Source organism: Clostridium sp. NkU-1 (assembly GCA_001312405.1).
Genome location: BBDR01000002.1, coordinates 343558 through 364111, shown reverse-complemented (window position 1 = coordinate 364111; position 20554 = coordinate 343558). Strand labels below are relative to the sequence as shown.

17 protein-coding genes, 1 tRNA gene and 7 pseudogenes are annotated in these 20554 nt (G+C 46.6%); all 25 read right to left on the bottom strand.

Annotated elements, in window-relative coordinates; genetic code table 11:
* Nucleotides 1-32: 32 nt before the first annotated feature.
* Nucleotides 33-557, bottom strand: coding sequence for a cob(I)yrinic acid a,c-diamide adenosyltransferase (locus JCM10519_RS04530; protein WP_054738192.1), 525 nt, complete (start codon nucleotides 555-557; stop codon nucleotides 33-35).
* A gap of 67 nt (nucleotides 558-624) precedes the next feature.
* Nucleotides 625-2471 (bottom strand): annotated as a pseudogene (locus tag JCM10519_RS04525) (ATP-dependent helicase).
* Nucleotides 2472-2570: 99 nt separating this feature from the next.
* Nucleotides 2571-4032 (bottom strand): annotated as a pseudogene (gene gltX, locus JCM10519_RS04520) (glutamate--tRNA ligase).
* 129 nt (nucleotides 4033-4161) lie between these two features.
* Nucleotides 4162-5512 (bottom strand): annotated as a pseudogene (gene mgtE, locus JCM10519_RS04515) (magnesium transporter).
* Nucleotides 5513-6091: 579 nt separating this feature from the next.
* The gene (locus JCM10519_RS04510) at nucleotides 6092-7090 is read right to left on the bottom strand and encodes a penicillin-binding transpeptidase domain-containing protein (protein WP_054738088.1); all 999 of its coding nucleotides are present in this window, start codon (nucleotides 7088-7090) and stop codon (nucleotides 6092-6094) included.
* Nucleotides 7091-7153: 63 nt separating this feature from the next.
* On the bottom strand, nucleotides 7154-7885 hold the full coding sequence (locus JCM10519_RS04505) for a transglycosylase domain-containing protein (protein WP_054738087.1): 732 nt from the start codon (nucleotides 7883-7885) through the stop codon (nucleotides 7154-7156).
* Nucleotides 7875-7958, bottom strand: a complete 84-nt coding sequence (locus JCM10519_RS26335) for a hypothetical protein (protein ID WP_347843218.1) — start codon at nucleotides 7956-7958, stop codon at nucleotides 7875-7877. Before JCM10519_RS26335 ends, JCM10519_RS04505 begins: the two co-directional genes overlap by 11 nt.
* A gap of 35 nt (nucleotides 7959-7993) precedes the next feature.
* Complete coding sequence (locus JCM10519_RS04500; RefSeq protein ID WP_054738086.1) at nucleotides 7994-8320, bottom strand: transglycosylase domain-containing protein; 327 nt, start codon at nucleotides 8318-8320, stop codon at nucleotides 7994-7996.
* 284 nt (nucleotides 8321-8604) lie between these two features.
* A tRNA-Thr gene (locus JCM10519_RS04495) sits at nucleotides 8605-8677 on the bottom strand.
* A gap of 163 nt (nucleotides 8678-8840) precedes the next feature.
* Nucleotides 8841-9769 (bottom strand): annotated as a pseudogene (locus JCM10519_RS04490) (L-lactate dehydrogenase).
* Nucleotides 9770-9834: 65 nt separating this feature from the next.
* Nucleotides 9835-10902 (bottom strand): PilT/PilU family type 4a pilus ATPase, encoded by a 1068-nt coding sequence (locus JCM10519_RS04485; protein ID WP_054738085.1) that lies wholly within the window; start codon nucleotides 10900-10902, stop codon nucleotides 9835-9837.
* An 18-nt stretch (nucleotides 10903-10920) separates the two neighbouring features.
* On the bottom strand, nucleotides 10921-11394 hold the full coding sequence (locus JCM10519_RS04480) for a hypothetical protein (RefSeq protein WP_054738084.1): 474 nt from the start codon (nucleotides 11392-11394) through the stop codon (nucleotides 10921-10923).
* A gap of 13 nt (nucleotides 11395-11407) precedes the next feature.
* Nucleotides 11408-11821 (bottom strand): hypothetical protein, encoded by a 414-nt coding sequence (locus tag JCM10519_RS04475; protein WP_347843111.1) that lies wholly within the window; start codon nucleotides 11819-11821, stop codon nucleotides 11408-11410.
* A complete protein-coding gene (locus JCM10519_RS04470; RefSeq protein WP_054738082.1) occupies nucleotides 11811-12296 on the bottom strand; it encodes a DUF4860 domain-containing protein in 486 nt (161 codons plus the stop codon). The genes JCM10519_RS04475 and JCM10519_RS04470 overlap by 11 nt, the downstream gene beginning before the upstream one ends.
* Nucleotides 12297-12311: 15 nt before the next feature.
* A complete protein-coding gene (locus JCM10519_RS04460; protein WP_347843110.1) occupies nucleotides 12312-13697 on the bottom strand; it encodes a type II secretion system F family protein in 1386 nt (461 codons plus the stop codon).
* 29 nt (nucleotides 13698-13726) lie between these two features.
* Nucleotides 13727-14710 (bottom strand): transglutaminase domain-containing protein, encoded by a 984-nt coding sequence (locus JCM10519_RS04455; protein ID WP_054738080.1) that lies wholly within the window; start codon nucleotides 14708-14710, stop codon nucleotides 13727-13729.
* Nucleotides 14711-14728: 18 nt separating this feature from the next.
* Nucleotides 14729-15465: pseudogene (gene rlmB / locus JCM10519_RS04450) on the bottom strand (23S rRNA (guanosine(2251)-2'-O)-methyltransferase RlmB).
* Nucleotides 15462-15845, bottom strand: coding sequence for a ribonuclease III domain-containing protein (locus tag JCM10519_RS04445; protein WP_347843109.1), 384 nt, complete (start codon nucleotides 15843-15845; stop codon nucleotides 15462-15464). The pseudogene rlmB and the gene JCM10519_RS04445 overlap by 4 nt, the downstream one beginning before the upstream one ends.
* Before the next feature lie 60 nt (nucleotides 15846-15905).
* A pseudogene (cysS, locus tag JCM10519_RS04440) lies at nucleotides 15906-17312 on the bottom strand (cysteine--tRNA ligase).
* A 129-nt stretch (nucleotides 17313-17441) separates the two neighbouring features.
* The gene (gene ispF / locus JCM10519_RS04435) at nucleotides 17442-17984 is read right to left on the bottom strand and encodes a 2-C-methyl-D-erythritol 2,4-cyclodiphosphate synthase (RefSeq protein ID WP_054738078.1); all 543 of its coding nucleotides are present in this window, start codon (nucleotides 17982-17984) and stop codon (nucleotides 17442-17444) included.
* Between the two features lie 331 nt (nucleotides 17985-18315).
* On the bottom strand, nucleotides 18316-18576 hold the full coding sequence (locus JCM10519_RS26330; RefSeq protein WP_347843108.1) for a hypothetical protein: 261 nt from the start codon (nucleotides 18574-18576) through the stop codon (nucleotides 18316-18318).
* Between the two features lie 191 nt (nucleotides 18577-18767).
* A pseudogene (locus tag JCM10519_RS26325) lies at nucleotides 18768-19100 on the bottom strand (acylglycerol kinase family protein); the annotation flags it as partial.
* A gap of 180 nt (nucleotides 19101-19280) precedes the next feature.
* Complete coding sequence (locus tag JCM10519_RS26320; RefSeq protein WP_347843107.1) at nucleotides 19281-19649, bottom strand: FCD domain-containing protein; 369 nt, start codon at nucleotides 19647-19649, stop codon at nucleotides 19281-19283.
* The gene (locus JCM10519_RS26315) at nucleotides 19603-19872 is read right to left on the bottom strand and encodes a GntR family transcriptional regulator (RefSeq protein ID WP_347843106.1); all 270 of its coding nucleotides are present in this window, start codon (nucleotides 19870-19872) and stop codon (nucleotides 19603-19605) included. The genes JCM10519_RS26320 and JCM10519_RS26315 overlap by 47 nt, the downstream gene beginning before the upstream one ends.
* A 301-nt stretch (nucleotides 19873-20173) precedes the next feature.
* Nucleotides 20174-20551 (bottom strand): carbohydrate ABC transporter permease, encoded by a 378-nt coding sequence (locus tag JCM10519_RS26310; protein ID WP_347843105.1) that lies wholly within the window; start codon nucleotides 20549-20551, stop codon nucleotides 20174-20176.
* Nucleotides 20552-20554 lie beyond the last annotated feature (3 nt).

The following is a 20554-nucleotide window of genomic DNA, read 5'->3' as shown; positions in this document are numbered from 1 at the left end:
AACAATCCGGCAAAAATCAAGGGATTTTATCTTTAATATTCAATTCCCTGCCTTGCTGAAATTCCGCTGTCGTATGGATGCTTCACCTTTCTGATTTCTGACACATAATCCGCCATTTCTACAAGCTTTTCTGAGGGTTCCCTTCCTGTGAGAACTACCTCAAGCCCTTCAGGGCGGGCAGAAAGAAACTCCAAAACCCTTTCTTCCTCCACCAGACCAAAATTGCATACAGCCATGATCTCATCTAAAACAAGCAGATCAAAATTCTCCGTTACCGCCTTGTTTAAAGTCATTTCCAGCAATTGAGAATAGTAGATGCCCGCCTCTTTTTTCTGCTCAGGGGACATTCTGGAAAAAAAGCCAAAACTCCGCTCACAGGGTGTGACCGTGATTCGGTCAAGCCCGCATAATGCCTTTACTTCACCGGAATGATCGGTTTTTAAAAATCGGGTAATAAGCACCCGTTTCCCGCTGCCGCATGCGCGCACGGACAGTCCTATGGCTGCCGTTGTCTTTCCCTTTCCATCCCCGCAGTATATGTGTACATAGGACTTCATATCTCGCTCTCCTTTCCTTGTTTCTGCCCATGTTTTCAGGGCACAAAGGGATACCCGCAGGGTGTTATCATTCCCGTTCCAAGTATTCCCGTACAAAACGGGAAACCTCCTGCTTTTTGCTGTATCTCTCCCGTACATAATTGACGTGAAGCCGCTCCTTGGACCTTGTCATTGCCACGTAAAACATCCGCCGCTCTTCCTCCAAATCTGCCGGAAGCACTGCCTTATGGTGAGGCGTCACGCCTTCATTGGCGTCCAGAATGTAGACGATCCTGTATTCCAGTCCCTTGGAGCTGTGCATGGTCATAAGAGATACTCCATTTAAATTTCCTCCCCCTGACTGGGCCTGGGCTTTTAATTCTTCTCCATATTCTTTCATATGGCAAAACCATTCCACTGCAGTGAGATAACCGGCTGCGCTCTCCTGAAGCTGGTCCAAGACCTCCAAAAGCTCCTCCGGCTTCATTCTCCGGTACTGGGCGTATTCCCGGATGTAATCGTCATACCCCACCGCTTTCCTGATATAGTTTACAGCAGCCACAGGTGCCATATTCCTTATCATCTTTAAATCATATTCCAGCTGCTCGATCCGCTCCACCATCCAGCCCCTGTCCTGATAAAAGGATTTTATAGATTCCCAGTTCACCGGATTGTTTTCTACCGCATCCCGGCTTATGTAGCGGTTCGGACGGTTGATGATCTGGAGCACATTGGCCCTGGATAAATCGCCGGCCGCTGCATGGATATAAGAAATAATGTTTTTTTTGCAATCCAATGATCGTATAGGTTGGGCACTGAATCCTTCATGGAGAAGGGGATATTATATTCCATGAACTTTTCGATCAACAGCCTTGGCCCCAGGTTTGTCCGGTAAAGGACCGCCATCTCCTGCCAGTCAAACCCGGCCTTTGCATAAGCCATGATTTCCCGGACGATTTCCAGAGTTTCCTCCTGGGGATCCTGCCAGACTCTTGTAACAACCGGCTTTCCATGCCCTTTTTTCGTGACGATCTTTTTCGGAAAACGCATCTCATTGTGGGCGATCAGCTTTCCGGAAGCCTCCACAATTTCTTTGGTACTTCTGAAATTAATATTTAAAAGGACCTTTTTAGCTCCTTTATAATCCTTTTCAAAGCCCAGCATGATTTCCGGTTTTGCTCCCCGGAAACGATAGATGGACTGGTCATCATCACCTACGATAAACAGATTATTTTCCGGTGCTGCCAGCATCCGGACAATCTCATACTGCACCCGGTTAATATCCTGAAATTCATCCACCAGGATATACTGATACTTTTTCTGCCATGCATTCAGGATGTCCTTTCTCTGGACAAATAATTCATAGCACATCACCATCATGTCGTCAAAGTCAATGAGATTGGCCCTGCGAAGCCGGTCCTCATACGTGAGATAAAGCTGTTTGAATATTTCCTCAGAACAGTTTTTGGAATAATAGTGATCCAGGTCGATCATCTCTCCTTTTACTGAGCTGATTTCCGATAAAACAGAGGTTACGAATTCCGCCTCATCTTCCACCTCTACCTGGTTCTTATCCATGGCTTCCTTTATGTACTGGATCTTCTGCTCCTCTCTCACAATGCTGCGTGCATCGTAACGGTAGGCAAACTTAAGTATCCGGAAAAATATGGCATGAAAGGTTCCAAAGCTGACCGCAGACGGCCTGCCGCCCACAAGGCTTTCAAAACGTTCCTTCATCTCCCTGGCAGCTGCTTTTGTAAATGTGATGACCAGGATATTTGACGGATCCACACCATATGTCTCAATCAAATGACATATCCGGTGGGTGATGGTAAAGGTCTTCCCGGAACCTGGCCCGGCAAGGACCAGCATGGGACCTTTATGGTGAAGGACCGCCTCCTTCTGGGCTCCTTCATATGTGACCTGTTCCTTCATGATCTCCTCCATTTTGGAATCATGCCCTATGCGGCAGATCCCATCAAACGAAAAGCAGAGGTCCGGTCATATCCGGAGCCTCTGCTTCTATAATTATAACTATTGAGCTCCATTGCTTAAAAGTTCGATTCCCTTTCTGATTCTCATAAGGGTCTCTTCTTTTCCAAGGATCTCCATAATCTCGGTAGCGCCTGCGGGAGTCATCTGCTTTCCTGAAACCGCGGTGCGGATGGGCCACATAACAAAACCGGTTTTATACTCCTTTTCGGAAACATACTTTGAAAGCGTTTCATACAGCGCATCATTGCTGTAATCCTCCTGAGCTTCCAGGATTGGAAGCACATCCTTTAACAGGGCAAGGGATGTTTCGCTGCCTGTCTTCATTTTCTTATTGGTGTACATGGCAGTATCGTATTCCGGCAAAGTTTCAAAAAAAGTCAATGTGTTCTGCAATGTCCGGAAAAACTTCGATTCTTGTTTTAACCATGGCCGCGATCTTTCTTAAGTCCAGATCCTTCTTAATAACAGCCTTCAGATAAGGCTCTGCCAATTGGAAGAACCGGTCAAAGTCCATGGATTTCATGTATTCGCTGTTCATCCACCGCAGCTTGGTCATGTCGAAAACTGCCGGGGATTTGCTGATATTGTGGAAGTCAAATTCCTTTATTAAATCCTCCAGGGAGAAAATCTCCTGGTTGCCCACTGGGGACCAGCCTAAAAGCGCGACATAATTTACAACAGCCTCTGATATGAAGCCCTGCATGATCAGATCTTCATAAGAGGAATGGCCGCTTCTCTTACTAAGCTTTTTGTGCTCCTCATTGGTGATCAGAGGACAGTGTACATATACCGGAACGTCCCAGCCAAATGCGGCATAAAGACGGTTATATTTCGGGGAAGAGGACAGATATTCGTTTCCTCTCACTACATGGGTAATTCCCATGAGATGATCATCTACCACGTTTGCAAAATTATAAGTGGGGAATCCGTCGGATTTGATCAGGACCATATCATCAAGCTCTGAATTGTCCACGGAAATGTCGCCGTATATCTCATCATGGAAAGCGGTTGTTCCTTCTGTAGGATTGTTCTGGCGGATAACATAAGTCATACCTGCTGCCAGATTTGCTTCTACCTCTTCTTTGGAAAGATGGAGGCAGTGCTTATCATAGGTCATGATCTCCTGGCCTTCCACAGTCTTTTTAAGGGAATCCAGCCTTTCCTGGGTACAGAAGCAGTAATAAGCTTCCCCTTTTTCTACAAGCTTTTTCGCGTATTCCAGGTAAATACCGGAGGCCTGGCGCTCACTCTGTACATAGGGGCCTACGCCGCCATCCTTGTCCGGGCCTTCGTCATGGTTCAGTCCTGTCTCTTTTAAGGTTCTATAAATAATCTCGACAGCACCTTCCACAAAACGCTCCTGATCCGTATCTTCAATGCGGAGAAGGAAATCGCCGCCCTCATGTTTTGCAATCAGATAAGCATACAATGCAGTTCTTAAATTCCCTACGTGCATACGGCCCGTAGGACTTGGTGCGTATCTTGTTCTTATTTTACTCATTGTGAACACACTCCTATATCTTCATTCTCGTAATAGGCCGGTTAAAGGAAATCACGCCAAAGCCACGTAGTTCATTATATAACGAACCACTGGAAAAAAACAATGATTTAGCGGAATTTTCCAAATCAATTATATTTCCAGAAGCCTGCAGGCCAGCTGGAAATATATGATCAGGCTGACCGCATCCACGATTGTGGTAATTAAGGGGGCCGCCATGATTGCCGGATCCATGTGGAACACCTTGGCAGCAATGGGAAGAACTCCTCCAATGGTTTTTGCCACGATAACTGTGACTAAAAGGCTGAGCATCACGGTCAGGCAAAGCATCTCCTGCCCGGGGTAAAGGATGATCAGACGGACATAATTCACAAGCCCCAGAATCAGTCCTACAAGGATAGCTACCTTTAATTCTTTAAATACCACACGGAAAACATCTCTTGTGCCGATCTCTCCCACAGCCATTCCTCTGATGATCATGGTGCTGCTCTGGCTTCCTGCGTTGCCGCCTGTATCCGTAAGCATGGGAATAAAGGTCACGAGTAAGGGAATCACCGCAAAGGCTGATTCATATCTGGCCAGGATCCCGCCGGTCACCATGCTGCTGATCATCAGTACAAGAAGCCACATGATCCTGTTTTTTGCCAGCTGGAATACGCTGGTTTTCAGATAAGGCTTTTCACTGGGGATCATGGCAGCCATTTTTTTCGAAATCCTCTGTGGCCTCCTGTTCCATTACATCCACTACGTCATCAACAGTGACGATCCCCACCAGGCGTTCTTCGTGATCCACAACCGGAAGGCTTAAAAGACCGTATTTCCGAAAGCTGTCCGCCACTTCTTCCTGGTCCTCCGTTGTGACCGCCTTTATCACATGGGTATCCATAATGTCGCCAAGGGCCATCTCGTAGGGATTCATTAATAAGTCCTTGACCGTGACCACTCCCTCCAGCCTTCTTGTGGCATCCATTACGTAGCAGGTGTAAATGGTTTCCTTATCCACTCCATGCTTTCTGATATAGTCAAAGGCCTGGGCCACTGTCATGGTCTTCTTAAGCCCCACATACTCAGCCGTCATAATGCTTCCGGCGCTGTTTTCCGGATAGTTTAAAAACTGGTTGATCAGTTTTCTGGTATCAGGAGTCGCATTCCGCAGGACCCTTTTTACCACGCTGGCAGGCAGTTCCTCCAGCATGTCCACCGCATCATCCACAAACAGATCTTCTACTATTGTTCCCAGTTCGTGATCAGTCATGCTGTTTATAATATGTTCCTGCTTCTCCACATCCAGACATGCGAACACATCGCTGGCCATCTCCTTGGGAAGCATCCGGAACACCACCACTGTTTTTTCTGAATCCAATGCTTCAATGAAAGCTGCAATATCCACTTCATTGAATTCCATCAGCACAGCCTTAAGCTTTCGGAACTGACGGCTGTCCGCAAGCTCCATCAGCTCTTCCATATTGTAACTCTCCTGCATTCCACTCTTCCTCCACATGAACTTATTTTTCCGTCGCGGCGATATGGAAGCAAAACAAATGCTGCATTGCAGGCAGTTTCCTGCAACGCAAAATAGCCATAATTACAGAACCAGCCTGTAATTCATGGCTATCATAAACGCAGAGAACCGTACTCTTTTAACGGCAGCGAGACCAGAGCAGACCCGAAGTACAGGATTCTGCTCTCACTGCCATACGCCTATGATAATTGTCTGCTTCCATCTTCTGACTTCGACCTTCCACTCTGATTCACTTCCTTTCCTGAATGATATTCTTAATTAAGGATAACAGCTACCATCATAAAAAGCAACCCCTAACCCTTATTTCGCTGTTAATACATACCCGGCCCTACCGCTTCCACACCGGAATCAGGGCCTCCCGGACCAAAGAAGGGACTATCTTCCTCATCGGAATCTGTATCTCCCGGGAAAATGGGCGGAGCCGTCTCCTTCGGTTTCGTGACCCCCGGACCGATCTCCTGGGGCTTTCCTGAAGGATCCTCCTGCTTTGGCAGGGATGCGGCGCGATTTGCAGCCTCATCTAACTGAGTCTTTAATCCATCATAATATTCGGTGCCGGAAAGCTGGTCTAAAAGGCTGTAAGCGGTACTTATCTTTTCTTCTGTGAAGCTGTCCCGGTGTCCCAGCAGATAGTTCTCCGATCAGGGACTGGAGAGAAGAAACCGTCTGCTCCACCGCCTGCCTGGCTTGCTGGGAAGCCTCCAGGTTTTTCTGGACCTGGGCCTCCTGCTTTTTACGTTCTTCCTCTGCCTTCCATTTACTTCCATTGGCTCTTGCCGCTGACTCTAATACAGAAGAAAACAAATCCTTTCTTCCTGTTTCAGCATCGGTCTTTTCCCCTGTGGAAGTCACATTCCAAAGGGAAACCGTTGCAGGCATATCCCAGTCCAGAACCGGAAGTCCTTCGTTTATTTCGGCCATGAAGTCATGCCAGATCTTTCCTGAATAGGTTTTTCCATAAACTCCTGGCATGGCCTTTGGAGTATCATATCCTACCCAGACAGCCGTGGTGTAATGCTTTGTATATCCGCAGAACCAGGTGTCTTTATTGCTGTTGGTGGTTCCTGTCTTTCCGGCAGCCGGGACTGAAAGCCCCAGGCCATAGCCGGTTCCGTAAGGCTTATCCAGGGTACCCTTTAATACATCGGTGATCATGTAAGCGGTATCTTCCGTAAATACCCTCTCATCCGCCTGGTTTCCATTGTATACCTCACCGTCATACTGGCTTTCCATGCTGACGATACAGGTCTTATTGCTGTACAGCCCTTTGTTTGCCAGAACCGAATATCCCTTTGCCATATCCACACTCTGCGCCTTCCGTAAAGCTCCGATGCTCATACTGCTGTTTCCGTTATCCAGATAGCTGATGCCTGCAAAATGCATCTTGCCCAGATAGCCAATTCCTTTGTCAACGCCGATGTCTCCTAGCACCTGCCAGGCCACTGTATTAAGGCTTCGGTTCAATGCATCTCTCACCGTAACATTGCCATAATATTTTCCGCCGCTGTTTTTTTGGCCCTTTGTCAAACAAATGGTCATTGACGAGCCTGGAGGGATAATAATATCCTGTTTCAAAGGCAGGAGCATAGTCGATCAGCGGTTTTATGGTAGACCCCGCTGACGCCTGCTTAAGAATCCCCGGTTGTACTCATCATCCGTACCGCGGCCGCCCACAATGGCTACCACGTATCCGGTCTGGTTATCAATACATACTGCCGCGCCCTGTAAGGCAAATTTCCCATTTTCCTGCAGATCCTTAAAGCCCTTCAGCCGGTTGTCAATGATTTCCTGCAAGGAGTTCTGGATAGGCGTTTCCAGACTGGTATGTATTTCAAAGCCTCCGTTTCGGATCATATCGCTCTTGGCCTGATAAAGCTCCTGATACTGTTCTTTATAAGAATCATAAGCAGCCTGATTGCCAAACACATACTGGAAAGCAAAGCCTTCGTTCTTCATTAGTTCCAGGGCAGCGCAGTGTATGGCATAGCTTGTCAGATAGTTCTCCTTTGTCCCCGGCTCATAAATCTTAGCAACCGTCAGGGGCTGAGCCTTGGCATTCTCCTTTTCCTCTTCTGTAATATACTTACAAAGAGCCATATTGTCGATGATCTGGTTCCTCTTCCGCTTTGAGGTTTCCGGATGGGCCACCGGATCATATCTTGACGGATTATTGCTGATGCCCGCCAGGGTAGCTGCTTCCCAGATCGTTAAGTCCTTTGCTTCCTTATCAAAATAATAGCGGCTGGCCTCAGATACACCATAGCACCGGTTGGCAAAGAAATTGGTGTTGCAGTAAAATTCCAGGATATCGGATTTGGAATATTTATCCTCCATACGGGGGGCTGCAAAAAAATTCGGTCAGCTTTCTCTGGATGGTCCTCTCCTGGGTCAGATAGGTATTCTTAATGACCTGCTGGGTGATGGTGCTTCCTCCCTGGGTGGCTACTCCTTTGTTTTTTTTAAGTATACGATACCTGCACGCAATAACCCCCTGTAGTCGATGCCATGATGCTTATAAAACCGTCTGTCCTCCTGGGCAACATAGGCATTCTGAAGGTTCTCGCTGATCCCTGAAATCGGGACGTATTCATAGTGACCGGAATTGATGGTTCCGATCAAAGTTCCGGCAGAGTCGTATATTCTCGTATCCGTGGGCTGAGAAAAATCCGTCTTGACCGTCTTGCTTATAATAGCATCTGCCTTTTCCTTGCAGGCTATAATTTCTTTCTGATATTTTAAGAATACAACACTGCCGGCCAGGCACCCCAAAACCATCATTCCCAGAAATACGAAAAGAATGACTTTAATGGGCCGAAAAAAATATGGACCATGGAGTTTTGCGTTTCTTTTTTTTGTTTCCCCATATCAATGTGACTCCTTTTCATCATTTTTGTGTGCAATTGAATCAAGGGATATGACTGCATATCCGGTTGATACCCGGCAAAGCGGGGCACGCTGTTTAAAAGCCCGGGGCCGAAAGATATCTACCTTTCAACCTCAGCATATGACAAAAACGGGAAGCCTCTTTATTAAGACTTCCCGTTTGTTTTCAGAGCTGATGACGGGACTCGGACCCGTGACCTCCTCACTACCAATGAGGTGCGCTACCACCTGTGCCACATCAGCATCTTTACTCGTTCATCGCTGAACCTCGTATATCATAGCATGGGAAAATCTGTTTGTCAACGCTTTTTTTAAATCACTCTCTGATCAGGGTCAATGAACCCGGAAAAGAGCAGAAAACGGTCCCGTTTCCTGCTCTCTTCCACCACTTTTTTATAAAATACCTTCAAAGCTTTCCCGCAGTATCACATGAATTATGAAACTGTTTCATCTCTTCTTCCGTCAATGACAGGGAAATGATTCTCTGAATCCCGTTTTTATTGATGATACAGGGGACTCCTGCGTATACCTCCGACTGTCCGTATTCTCCCCGCAGCATGGCAGATACTGTAAAAACGCTGTTTTCATCTCCAAGGATGGCCCTGGTGATTCTGGTGAGTGCCATGCCAATGCCGTAATAGGTGGCCTGCTTTGCTCAATGATCCGGTAAGCCGCTCCCCGGACCTCGTCTTCGATCCGATTCAGTTCTTCCGTGCATGCCAAGCCATCCTCCTCGCAAAGGGACAGAATGGGCTTTGTGGCGATCATTGCCTGGCTCCAGGGCACAAACTCACTGTCCCCGTGTTCCCCCATGACATAAGCATGGACATTTCTCGGATCCACCCGCAGGGATTCTCCTAACAGATACCGGAGCCTGGCCGTATCCAGGGCAGTGCCGCTTCCAAGCACCCGCTTAGGATTAAAGCCTGACAAAGAATAGGTAATTCTCGTCATAATATCCACCGGATTGGTAGCCACCAGGAAAATCCCGTTAAAGCCTGATTCTGTTACCGGCTCCACGATGGACTGGAATACGGACGCATTGCGCTTTAGCAGATCAAGCCTTGTTTCCCCGGGCTTCTGGGCCACTCCTGCACAGATTGCAACAATGTCTGCATCGGAGCAATCCTTGTACTCACCTGCATAAATCTTCATATGGGCTGTGGAAAAAGCAAGTCCATGGTTCAAATCCATTGCCTCGCCTTCTGCTCTTTTCCGGTTGATGTCAATCAAAACCAGTTCATCACAAACGCCCTGGTTTAAAAGAGAATAGGCATAGCTCATTCCAACCATGCCTGTTCCGACTAATGCGATCTTTCTTTTATCTGTTCTCATAATCCAGCCACTCTCCTCTCATTATTATGGATAGTGTATCAGCCTGGAATGCAAACTATGCACTTTTACAGTGCCCGGTCGATTTTTTTTGCCATTAATTCGCTGTTGCCGCTGTAAATGATGGCGTTTTCCCTGGTAATCTTTCCTTCTTTATATAAATTCAAAAGGCTGGTATCCATGGAAATCATGCCTTCTCCCTGGCCGGTGGCAATCACGGAATCGATCTGATGGGTCTTGGCCTCGCGGATCATATTCCGGATGGCATTGTTGAAAAACATAATTTCAAACGCCGGATAAACACTGCCATCCACCGCAGGGATCAGCTGCTGGGAAACCACGGCCTGAACTACCATGGAAAGCTGCATCCGGATCTGCTGCTGCTGGTTTGGCGGAAAATTATCAATGATGCGGTCAATGGTATTGGCCGCTCCCACCGTATGCAGGGTCGAAATCACCAGATGACCGGTTTCCGCAGCCGTCATGGCAATGCGTATGGTCTCATAATCCCTCATCTCTCCCAAAAGAATCACATCCGGAGCCTGGCGCAAAGCTGCCCGGAGGCCGGTCACATAGCTGTCCGTATCCGTCGTGACCTCTCTCTGGGTCACCACGCTCTTTTTATGGCGGTGAAGGTATTCAAGAGGGTCTTCTAAGGTGATCACATGGGCGTTGCGGGTATTATTGATCTTGTCAATGATACAGGCCAGGGTGGTCGTCTTCCCGCTTCCGGCCGGTCCTGTGACCAGGACAAATCCCTTTGTCATCCTGGCAATATCCATAACAGACTCAGGAATATGAAGCGTCCTGTAATCAGGCAGTTCAAAGGTCACCACCCGGATCACCGCTGCAAGGGAACCTCTCTGGCGGAACACGCTGGAACGAAACCTGGAAACCCCGGGAAGAGCAAAAGAAAAATCATCATCCCCATGCTCCCGGACCTTATCCATGGTCCTGTTTCCTGCCAGCTCATATAACTCCGTGATCAATGTCTCCATTTGAGCCGGAGATAGCTTTTCTTCATTCTGATTTATAATTCTGCTTCCTATTTTATATGAAAACGGCATGCCTGGCACAAGAAAAATATCCGATGCATTCTGTGCCACGGCTGCGCTTAACAATTCGATTGCCTTCATCTTCCAGTCTCCTGATTCTTAAGTCTCCCCGCCTGTCCACACCGGCATGGAATGATCAATTTCGTAATCCTCCGTCTGAATTACTTTCCACTTTGATATCCGGATATCTTCCTGTCCCTCCGGATCCAAAACCAGTTCTATGTAAAGGGCCTGGGACCGTTCCATGGGGATATTTACAGTTATGGTTCCCTTATCCGGCTCATAGGCATCTGAAAACTCCCGGGCCAGGAACTCCTTACACTCCTGGGGATCCAGGCCCTTTTCCCGGATTTCTGCCGCCTTTTTTTTAACCATCTGGTAAAAAGCCTCTCCCTCTCCATCTGCCCGGTAGTACTCTGTCACCGCAGAAGCATTGCGTTCTGCCAGATTCCACTCACTTTTGGCAGTGCTGAGGGAAAGCATCCCAAAGGTTATCAGGCACATGACAATGAAAATGAGAATAAGGGAAGGACTGCCTATATTGGCCTTGTAGGCCTTCTCCTGTTTTGCCATGGTTCCACCTCCGTCAATCCTTGGTCTCATGTCTGTTCACCGTAAGGGAATAGACACTTTTCCCGTTTCTGCTTACAGCCACTTCCGCCTGTCCGGGTCCGGTTATTTCTGCCCTTACAACAAAAACAGCCTTTTCTTTTTCACAGGGATCACCGGCCTTGTCAAATCCCATTGCATAGCTTTCAGAACCGTCCTTTGCCCCATAAGCCTGAAACCTGGTTTCAAGTCCCTCCGGGCCATTATCCTTCCAGACCTCCGCTACGCTTTGGGCAATCAGCACGCCCTGGTTTAAATCCGCCGCCTCCCGGCTCATGAAATCTGCTTTAACAAATGTTTTTATGCAGATTCCCGCGCAAAGGATAAAGAAAAAAACAACGGCAATCATCTCCATCATAAATACGCCTGAGGGGTGTTTTCTATGCATCATCCATCCCTCCGCTTCTTAGGGAAAGCCAGAGGCTGCCTCCGCCTTCCGTTTTTATATGTAAAAGCCTGCCATCCATTTCCAGGGTAACGGGACTGCATTCCAGAATTTCATTTCCGTCTCCTACCCCCAGGCCGCTTTCTTCATCAGTAAATAATTCCCACAGCCTGCCGTCCTGATAATAAATAAGAGTAACATAAACCGAATCCTGTATCTCCTGTTCCAGCTTAAGGACAGGGATCCCAGCCATCTCTGTCAGGGAAACCATGCCGGCTTCATCACCCTGTCTCACCTTATTGGCTATGTAGCTTAAGGCCACATCCTTTTGGTAGGTATCCTCTGCCCTGACATTGATGTTCTCATAGACTTTGCCTCCAATGAGCACCGAGAATAAAGCGCAGAGCACAAATACAAGAAACAGCAGTATGGTAAACAGAGCATTGGCCATCTGGCCTCTTTGGTTTTCTTTTCCGCTCAAATGCCCACCTCCCGGTTATTGTTCATGGGGATTGACCGTAATATCCGGCATAAAATTAGAAGCAAAGCCGCTGTAAAACACATCGTACCGGTTTCTGTCAATCTGTATTCCATAATTTTCTTCCAGATATTCCACGTTTGGCGGATATCTTCCCTCAATGGCATAGCACTGCACCGAAGCCCTGCGTATGGCATCCCGAAGAGTCTCGGCTCCCTTTGCATCGGTTTTCTTTGAAAAGACCAGCACCACTGATACAAAAAGGGCCACCGCACATGCAAAGCCTATCAGTGAGATCAGTTGACCAAGAGCGGCACTGGAGGATTGTCCCCATTTTTTCATCAAAATTCCCCCTATCCGATGGCAGACAAGACACTGACCAGAGGAAGCATGACAGATAAAAGCACCAGCCACTGCAATGGCAAGCACAGCCACCACCGTAGGTTCAAACCGGCTGACCATGCGTTCCATGGCCGTATCCGCCTCGTCTTCATAGCTCCTGGAGATTTCCTCCATGACCCGGTCCAGCCGCCCGCTTCTGGTGCCCACCTTTATCATCTGCGCATAGAAGCCTTTGAACAGCCCGGTGTTCTTCATAGCGGTATAATAGTCGGTTCCAGCCTCAAGCTCTTTTCCGCACTGCCTGATCTTTTCTTCCACTGCCTGATTTTCAACCAGCTGCCCTGCAAGCTCCATGCCCTTTTCCAGCTCAAGTCCGCTGTGAAGGGTCAATGCCAGGACCGCGGTAAACCGCCGGTTGGATATTGCAAGAGCCATGCGGCTCCTTCTTTTCAACCACTGGATCAGCCGTTCCGCAACCAGGAACTTTTTCCCCTTCCTGCCAAGAAGCCACACCAGGGCAGCCGCAAGGGCCAGAAGAACCGAAAGAGCCAGAGAAACCCCGCAGAACACACCTCCAAGCCTTGTTGCAGCAAGAGAAACCGGCGACATCTCTGCCCCCAGCTGTTGGTATACGTTTTCAAATATGGGCATAACTCTGGTAAATAAAACCAGAAGAACCACCAAAAGCATGAAAATCATGATAATGGGATATGTAACAGCATTCCTTATACTTTTCATAAGAATATGCTCTTTTTCATAATATCCGGCTAATGATTCCATGATCTGATCCAGGGTTCCTGTTTCCTCCCCAAGCTTTGCCATATGGATCACATAGGCTGGAAAAACACCTGTATTTTCAAGTACTTTTGAGAAAGGAACACCCAGTTCAGCCTCTTCTGCCATCTGCATAAGAATCTGTTTCTCTTCCTCCCATTCGGAATCCTCCGCCATAACAGACAATCCCTCATCAAGAGGGATTGCCGCGTGGAGAAGAATTGATATCTGAAGGCAGAAAGCGGAAAGTTCTCTTGCGGAATATCGCTTTTTCGCTTTCGTTTTCATCTGTCGTATCTCCTTTGAAATGAAGTTCTTTAGTACGTATATTTCGCTTTATAATTGGAGCTGTTTGTGATGTATGACTGTATGGACGGATCACTGCCTCCTGAGGATGCAAAGGTCGGGTCCATAAGTTTCCAGTCATATCCGTCAAAATAGATGATATTATCCACCCAGCCCTGGCCGTCAATATAAACATTGACCCATGCATGATAAAGGCTTCCTGTATATCCCACCACAAGCTTTGTGGGGATATTCTGGGACCGCAGCATGGCAGTCATAACTGCCGCGTAGTCAAAGCAGATTCCCCTTTTCTTAGACAGCACCTGATCTACATTGGGCAGATAGCCGGACTGAACGGAATTTGCCAGTGCCGTATCATAAGTAAAATTATCTACCACATAATTATAAACATTGGTCACAACACCAATATCATCAGGCGCAGAAGCAGCAAGTTCCTCACCCTTTTTCACCACCGCACTTCCGGAGGAAAAATTCACGTACTGATTTGGGTAAAGGAAAGGATCAAACTGATCCGCAAGTGTTACATTGATATCACTGCTGGATTTTATGGCGTACTGGGTACCCTGCACCTGTTCTAAGACCCGGACCGTGTATTTTCCGTTTCCTTCCGTAAGAGGAAATACCTCATAGGCTGATCTGGCATTCAGATCATAGGAATAGGTCTCTCCTCCGCTTTTTATTACCTGAACTTTTATCTTGGAAGAATTTCCGCTATACTGGACCATTACATAGCCATGACTGGCGTTGGAAGCGTCTATCAGTGCAGAACCGTTTCCGTATGTGACCGTTCCCGGAGCCTGAGGGGTTTTCACACTGCTCCCGGAAGGCTTTGAATAAAGAGGTACTGCTTCATCCTCAATGGTCACTACGGTCTTCCACTCAATACTTCCTTTTGTGCTGTCCGCTACAGCAATATTACTGCCTGATACGAAGCCGCTGAAAGAAAACAGTATCACTGCACAAGCAGCTGCCATAGCCGTACCATTCTTTTTCATAATCATCACTCCTCATTATTATCCCAAACGTTGTCTTACAATCTCATAAGCCAGCACTCCTGCTGCAACAGAAGCATTCAGGGAATCAATATCCCCCTTCATGGGTATGGAAGCCACCATATCACAGGTTTCCTTAACCAGCTTTCCCACGCCGCTTCCTTCACTGCCGATCACAAGGCCCATAGGCCCCTTTAAATCAAGCCGGTACATCACTTCTCCGTCCATATCTGCGCAGACAAACCACATTCCCTTTTTCTTTAATTCTTCCATGGTAGCTGTGAGATTGGTCACCTTAGCCACAGGCGTATAATTAAGCGCCCCTGCCGAGGTCTTTGCAACCGTTGCCGTAAGTCCCACTGCCCGCGCTTGGGATTATGACTCCATGGGCTCCTGCCAGATTGGCCGTACGGATGATTGCTCCCAGATTATGAGGGTCTTCGATCCCGTCTAACAAAAAGAGGAAAGGAGGTTCCCCCTTTTCTTCCGCCGCCTTTAACAGATCTTCCACCTCTGCGTATTCATAGGCTGCAGCATGGGCAATAACGCCCTGATGATGTCCTTCCTCGGACATCTGGTCTAAGCGCTCTCTCTCCACAAAATTAATGATGGTATCCTTCTTTTTTTGCTTCCCTGACAATGGACTGGATAGGGCCATCCTGGACTCCCTTTTGTACATACAGTTTATCAATGGTCTTTCCGGAACGGAATGCTTCCAATACCGCATTCCTTCCTTCTATGGTAAATTCCTCTATCATTCCAGTTCTCCTATTCGTTCAAGTCCTCTGCCTACCAGGGTGATCAGACGTTCTAAATTGCCGGTTAAATACAGATAGCCGCACAGAGCTTCAAATCCGGTTGCAGTCCTGTAATCAACAACAGTTGCGTGTTTTGCGGTTGTCACAGCCTTGGCATTGCGGCCCCGCTTATATGCTGCCACCTCTTCCGGAGTCAGATACTCCTCTTCAATAAGCCGGCGGATGATCTCAGCCTGGGCTCCTGCATTCACCAGAGCAGCACTCTTCTTATGCATATTATGCACTTGGGTGCTTCCATGGTTCATCACCTTTGTCCGCACGATCAATTCATAAACCGCATCTCCGATATACGCAAGCGCCAGCGGGGAATAGGTTTTCACATCAACTTCTTTTAACTTTAATGTATCCTTAAAAAAATTCAGAAAACGCTGCCACTGATGTTATACTCTCTTCCATTTTACACCTTCCCTGGTGTCCTCAAGAACAATGCCCTTTTCTAAAAGCTTTCCGCGGATCTCATCGGCAAGAGCAAAATTCTTGTCTTTTCTGGCCTGCTGCCTGCCTGCGATCATGGCTTCGATTTCGTCATCCAGGATTTCTTCTTCCTTTTCCGTAATGATTCCAAGAACCTCGCACAGCCTCTCAATGGTTTTCTTTAAATAAACCACATATTCCTTGGAGCTGTCTTCATTTGTGGTGGAATTGCTTAATTTTACCAGTTCAAATATAGCAGAAATGGCATCTGCCGTATTAAAGTCGTCATCCATTGCGGCTTCATATTTGGAAACCAGCTCCTGTACGGGATTTTTATCCTCATGATCAAGAAGTTTTTCTGTCTTCGCAGATGCTTCCAGGCCCTTTAACTTTTCAACTGCAGTTAAAATTCTCTCTAACCCGTTCTTTGATGATTCCATCAAATCGGCGCTGAAATTAATAGGGCTTCTGTAATGAGCACTCAGCATAAAGAAGCGCAGTACCTGTAAATCATATTTTTCCCCGATGTCCCTGACAGTGAAAAAAATTACCCAGAGATTTAGACATCTTTTTATTATCAATATTTAAGAAGCCATTGTGCATCCAATATTTTGCGAATTCTTTTCCATTTGCCGCCTCACTCTGAGCGATTTCGTTCTCATGATGAGGGAAGATCAAGTCCTCTCCGCCTGCATGAATATCGATCTGTTCCCCAAGATATTTCTTGGACATTACGGAGCACTCGATATGCCATCCCGGTCTTCCTTCACACCACGGAGATTCCCAGTAAGGCTCTCCTTCTTTTTTCGGTTTCCAAAGTACGAAATCCGATGGTTCCTCTTTTCCATCTTCTCCGGTCACCTTAATCTCCCGGAAGCCGGACTGTAAATCTTCCAGGTTCTTATGAGACAGCTTTCCATATTCCTCAAAGGTTCTGGTACGGAAATAGACCGTTCCATCCTCTGCTGTATAAGCATGGCCGGAGGCAACGAGTTTTTCGATCATATCCAGCATGCCGCAGATTTCCTCTGTCGCCAAGGGGTTTTTGGTTGCAGGTTTTACATTCAGCGCTTCCATGTCTTTTTTTGCATTCCTCAATATAACGCTTGGAGATAATGTTTGCATCTACCCCTTCTTCAATTGCCTTTTTTTATGATCTTATCATCTATATCGGTAAAGTTTGACACAAAGTTTACTTCATAACCCTTATATTCAAAATATCTCCTGACCGTATCAAATACGATAATTGGCCTTGCATTTCCAATGTGTATGAGATTATAAACCGTTGGTCCGCAAACGTACATCTTGACCTTACCAGGTTCTAAAGAAACGAATTCTTCCTTCTGTCTGGTTAATGTATTATAAATTTTCATAGTCTCTTCCTTTCCTCTTTACTGCCAATGCTTTTTGGCATAAAGGTATACCCGAAGGGTGTTTCCGCTTCACTGCCAATGCTTTTTTGGCATAAAGGTATACCCGAAGGGTGTTCCATTGATTCTGTTTTATTTTCCGCAGCCTTTGCAACAGCCTCCGCAGCCCTCCGCCATGATCCTGTCGTCATAACAGTAATCTTCCATGGAGGTCAGCAGGACTATGGCCTGGGAGGTTATCCCCTCTCCCTTTCCGGTAAAACCAAGGCCTTCCTCTGTAGTCGCTTTTACATTGACCTTTCCATCAGGAAGTTTTAAAGCCTCCCCAATGTTTTTTACCATCTCTGGGCGATAGGTCAGAAGCTTTGGCTTTTGTGCAATGACAGTGGCATCGATATTTTCAATGACATATCCCTTTTCTTCCAAAAGTTCTCCTACACGCTTTAATAGTTCAATGCTGGATACTCCTTTATATATGGGATCCGTATCCGGAAAATGTTCACCAATATCTCCCAGAGCCGCCGCACCTAAAAGGGCATCCATGACTGCATGGACCAGTACATCTGCGTCAGAATGCCCCAAAAGTCCCTTTTCATAGGGAATCTTTACGCCGCCCAGGATCAAATCTCTTCCTTCTGCCAATTTATGCACATCGTATCCCTGTCCAATCCTCATAATTCTTCCTTTCTACTTTATCGCCCATGTCTTTTGGGCATAGTGGTATACCCATAGGGTGTTTATAATTTATCACCCATGTATTCCGGGCATAGTGGTATACCCGCAGGGTGTTTCTAATTCATTGCCACACTTTCCAAACACAGCAGCACACCCGTAGGGCTTTTCTTCTATATAAAATGTCCATATCTATACAATCATACGCAGCTTTCTGCCGATGCACCGAAGCTGCACGTCGTTTTGGCAAAAACAGCTCTCACCATCTACATGAACTGCCATTGGACGGTCCATATGGATTGTCACTTCCTCACAGGAATAATACCTGAAACCTTTATTTAAGGACTTCCTTCCCATAAGGGAACGAAGGAGCACAGGAATCAGCTTTCTTTTTTTTCCGGTTGTTCATAACACAGACAGACAACTGCCCGTCCTCAAAATTTGCATCCGGGGCAAATTTAAACCCGCCGCCCTCGTAAGGGTGAATGTGGACGGATATAAAATAAGCATTGCTGAATTCAATTTTTTGAACCCCATTAAGGAGAATATAACCCTTTGAGGGCTTGGCAAGAATAAGCTGCCTGATTCCCACCATAAGATAGGTAAATCTCCCAAGGCGTAGCTTATGAAACAACCCCTTTGACTTGGAATAAAGAATGCTATGCAAACGGCCGCATCCATTCCGATCCCCGCGCTGACCAAAAAGCGGCGATGAGATATTTCCTCATCTCCATAGGACAAAACTCCATAATCCATAAGCTTATAATATTTTGGATGCAGTATCTTCTTCAGGCACCGGATCGGATTCTTTGGAAGCCTTAAGCTTCTTGCCAGATCATTACCGGATCCTGCCGGAATATACCCCATAGTAATTGAGCCGCAGAAGGAAATCCCATCCAGGATTTCATTTACAGTTCCGTCTCCGCCTACCCCGATGATAACGCTTGATTCCCGGCAGCCTTCGGTCAGCTCTCTGGCAAATCTCCTGGCATCTCCCGGCTTTTCCGTAAGAAAGGCCTGATACTCCGCATTACAGGCTTTTAACACACTTTCCACCTTTTTCCAAATGTTTCTTCCCCGTCCGCGGCATGAGTTCGGGTTTACAATAAAATAGTACATGGAATCCCTCCACTTTTTGCTATTTGTTAGTATAACATAAAACAGGAGAAATGAATATAAAAATTATGGAAAAACCCATTGGCACTTATGCCGAAACGAAAAAGGAGCGGCTCTGCCCTGGCTGATCAATCAGTCCGGACAGCGGCGCCCTTCCTACATTCCTGTATAAATCCCGATTTTTTATAATATCTCATGCTTAAATGATTCCACATCATCAATCAAAGTCGCCTTTGCCAGCTCCAAATCTCCAGACTCAATGGCAGCTACCAGATGGACATGGTTGCTTCCATCGGAAACCTTACTTTCATTCCACAGCTTTGTAAAATATTGGTTGGATATCCTGGTACAGATATTCATGGCATCTGCCAGTGATTTCTGTATATAACCGTTCCCACAGTAACTGCACAATGTTCTGTGAAAAAGATTATTGGCTTCCCAGTGCAACTTCGAGTCTCTGCTATCGATAAGCCGTACCGCCGCTTCGTTTTGACGCTTTAATTCATCAATCTGTTCTTTGGTAAGGCGGAAAAAAACATAACTCCAGAGCACCTAATTCAATCACTTTCCTGTATTCTATAATTTCTATAATCTGGCTTGGAAGTATGGCGGTAAGCTGGTAGCCAAATCTTGGAATATTATTAAGCACCTCTTCACTGCACAGCTGTACCAGGGCCTCTCTCACCGGAGTCTTGCTGACCCCGTATTTTTCCATGATTGTTCTTTCATTAATAATATCATTTGCCTGGTATACGCCATCTAATATATCTTTCATTATGCCCTCATACACCTGGTTTTTTATCGATTGGCCCTGCATCATGTTTCCCCTTTTTCTTTTCGTTATTAGCCTTTTACAGCCCCTGCCATCATTCCAGCTTTCTGAAATGTCTGCAATATTAAATATAACACAATTATTGGAATAATTACAAGTGTCGTACCTGAAAGAATTACGGGCCAGGGCGTTGAAAGGCCCTCACTGACAGGCAGCAGAGAAATGGTGACCATCAGTGTATATTTGACCTGTTTTCTTAAGAACAGCAAAGGCCAGAAAAAGTCATTCCATCTTGCAATCAGAGTTACGGAGCCCAGGAGGCCAAAGCCGGCTTAATAACCGGCAGGATAATCCGCCGAAAGATCCCAAAATCCCTGCAGCCGTCTATTTTAGCCGCCTCAATCAGTTCATCTGGCACGTCGCTTATATACTGGTGCATATAGAAAATGCCTACAGCGGTCGCAATCCTCGGAATCACCAGGGACCATAAGCTGTTAATCAGATTCAGTTTCTTCATGATGACAAACAAGGGAACAGCCCCCACCTCCGGCGGAACCAGCATGGTTGCAATAACAAAGTAAAACAGGAAATTTCTCCCCGGAAACTTATACTTTGCAAAGGCAAATCCTGCAAGGGAACAGAAGAACAGAGAAGTCACGGTTCCCATAACTGTAGTAAACACACT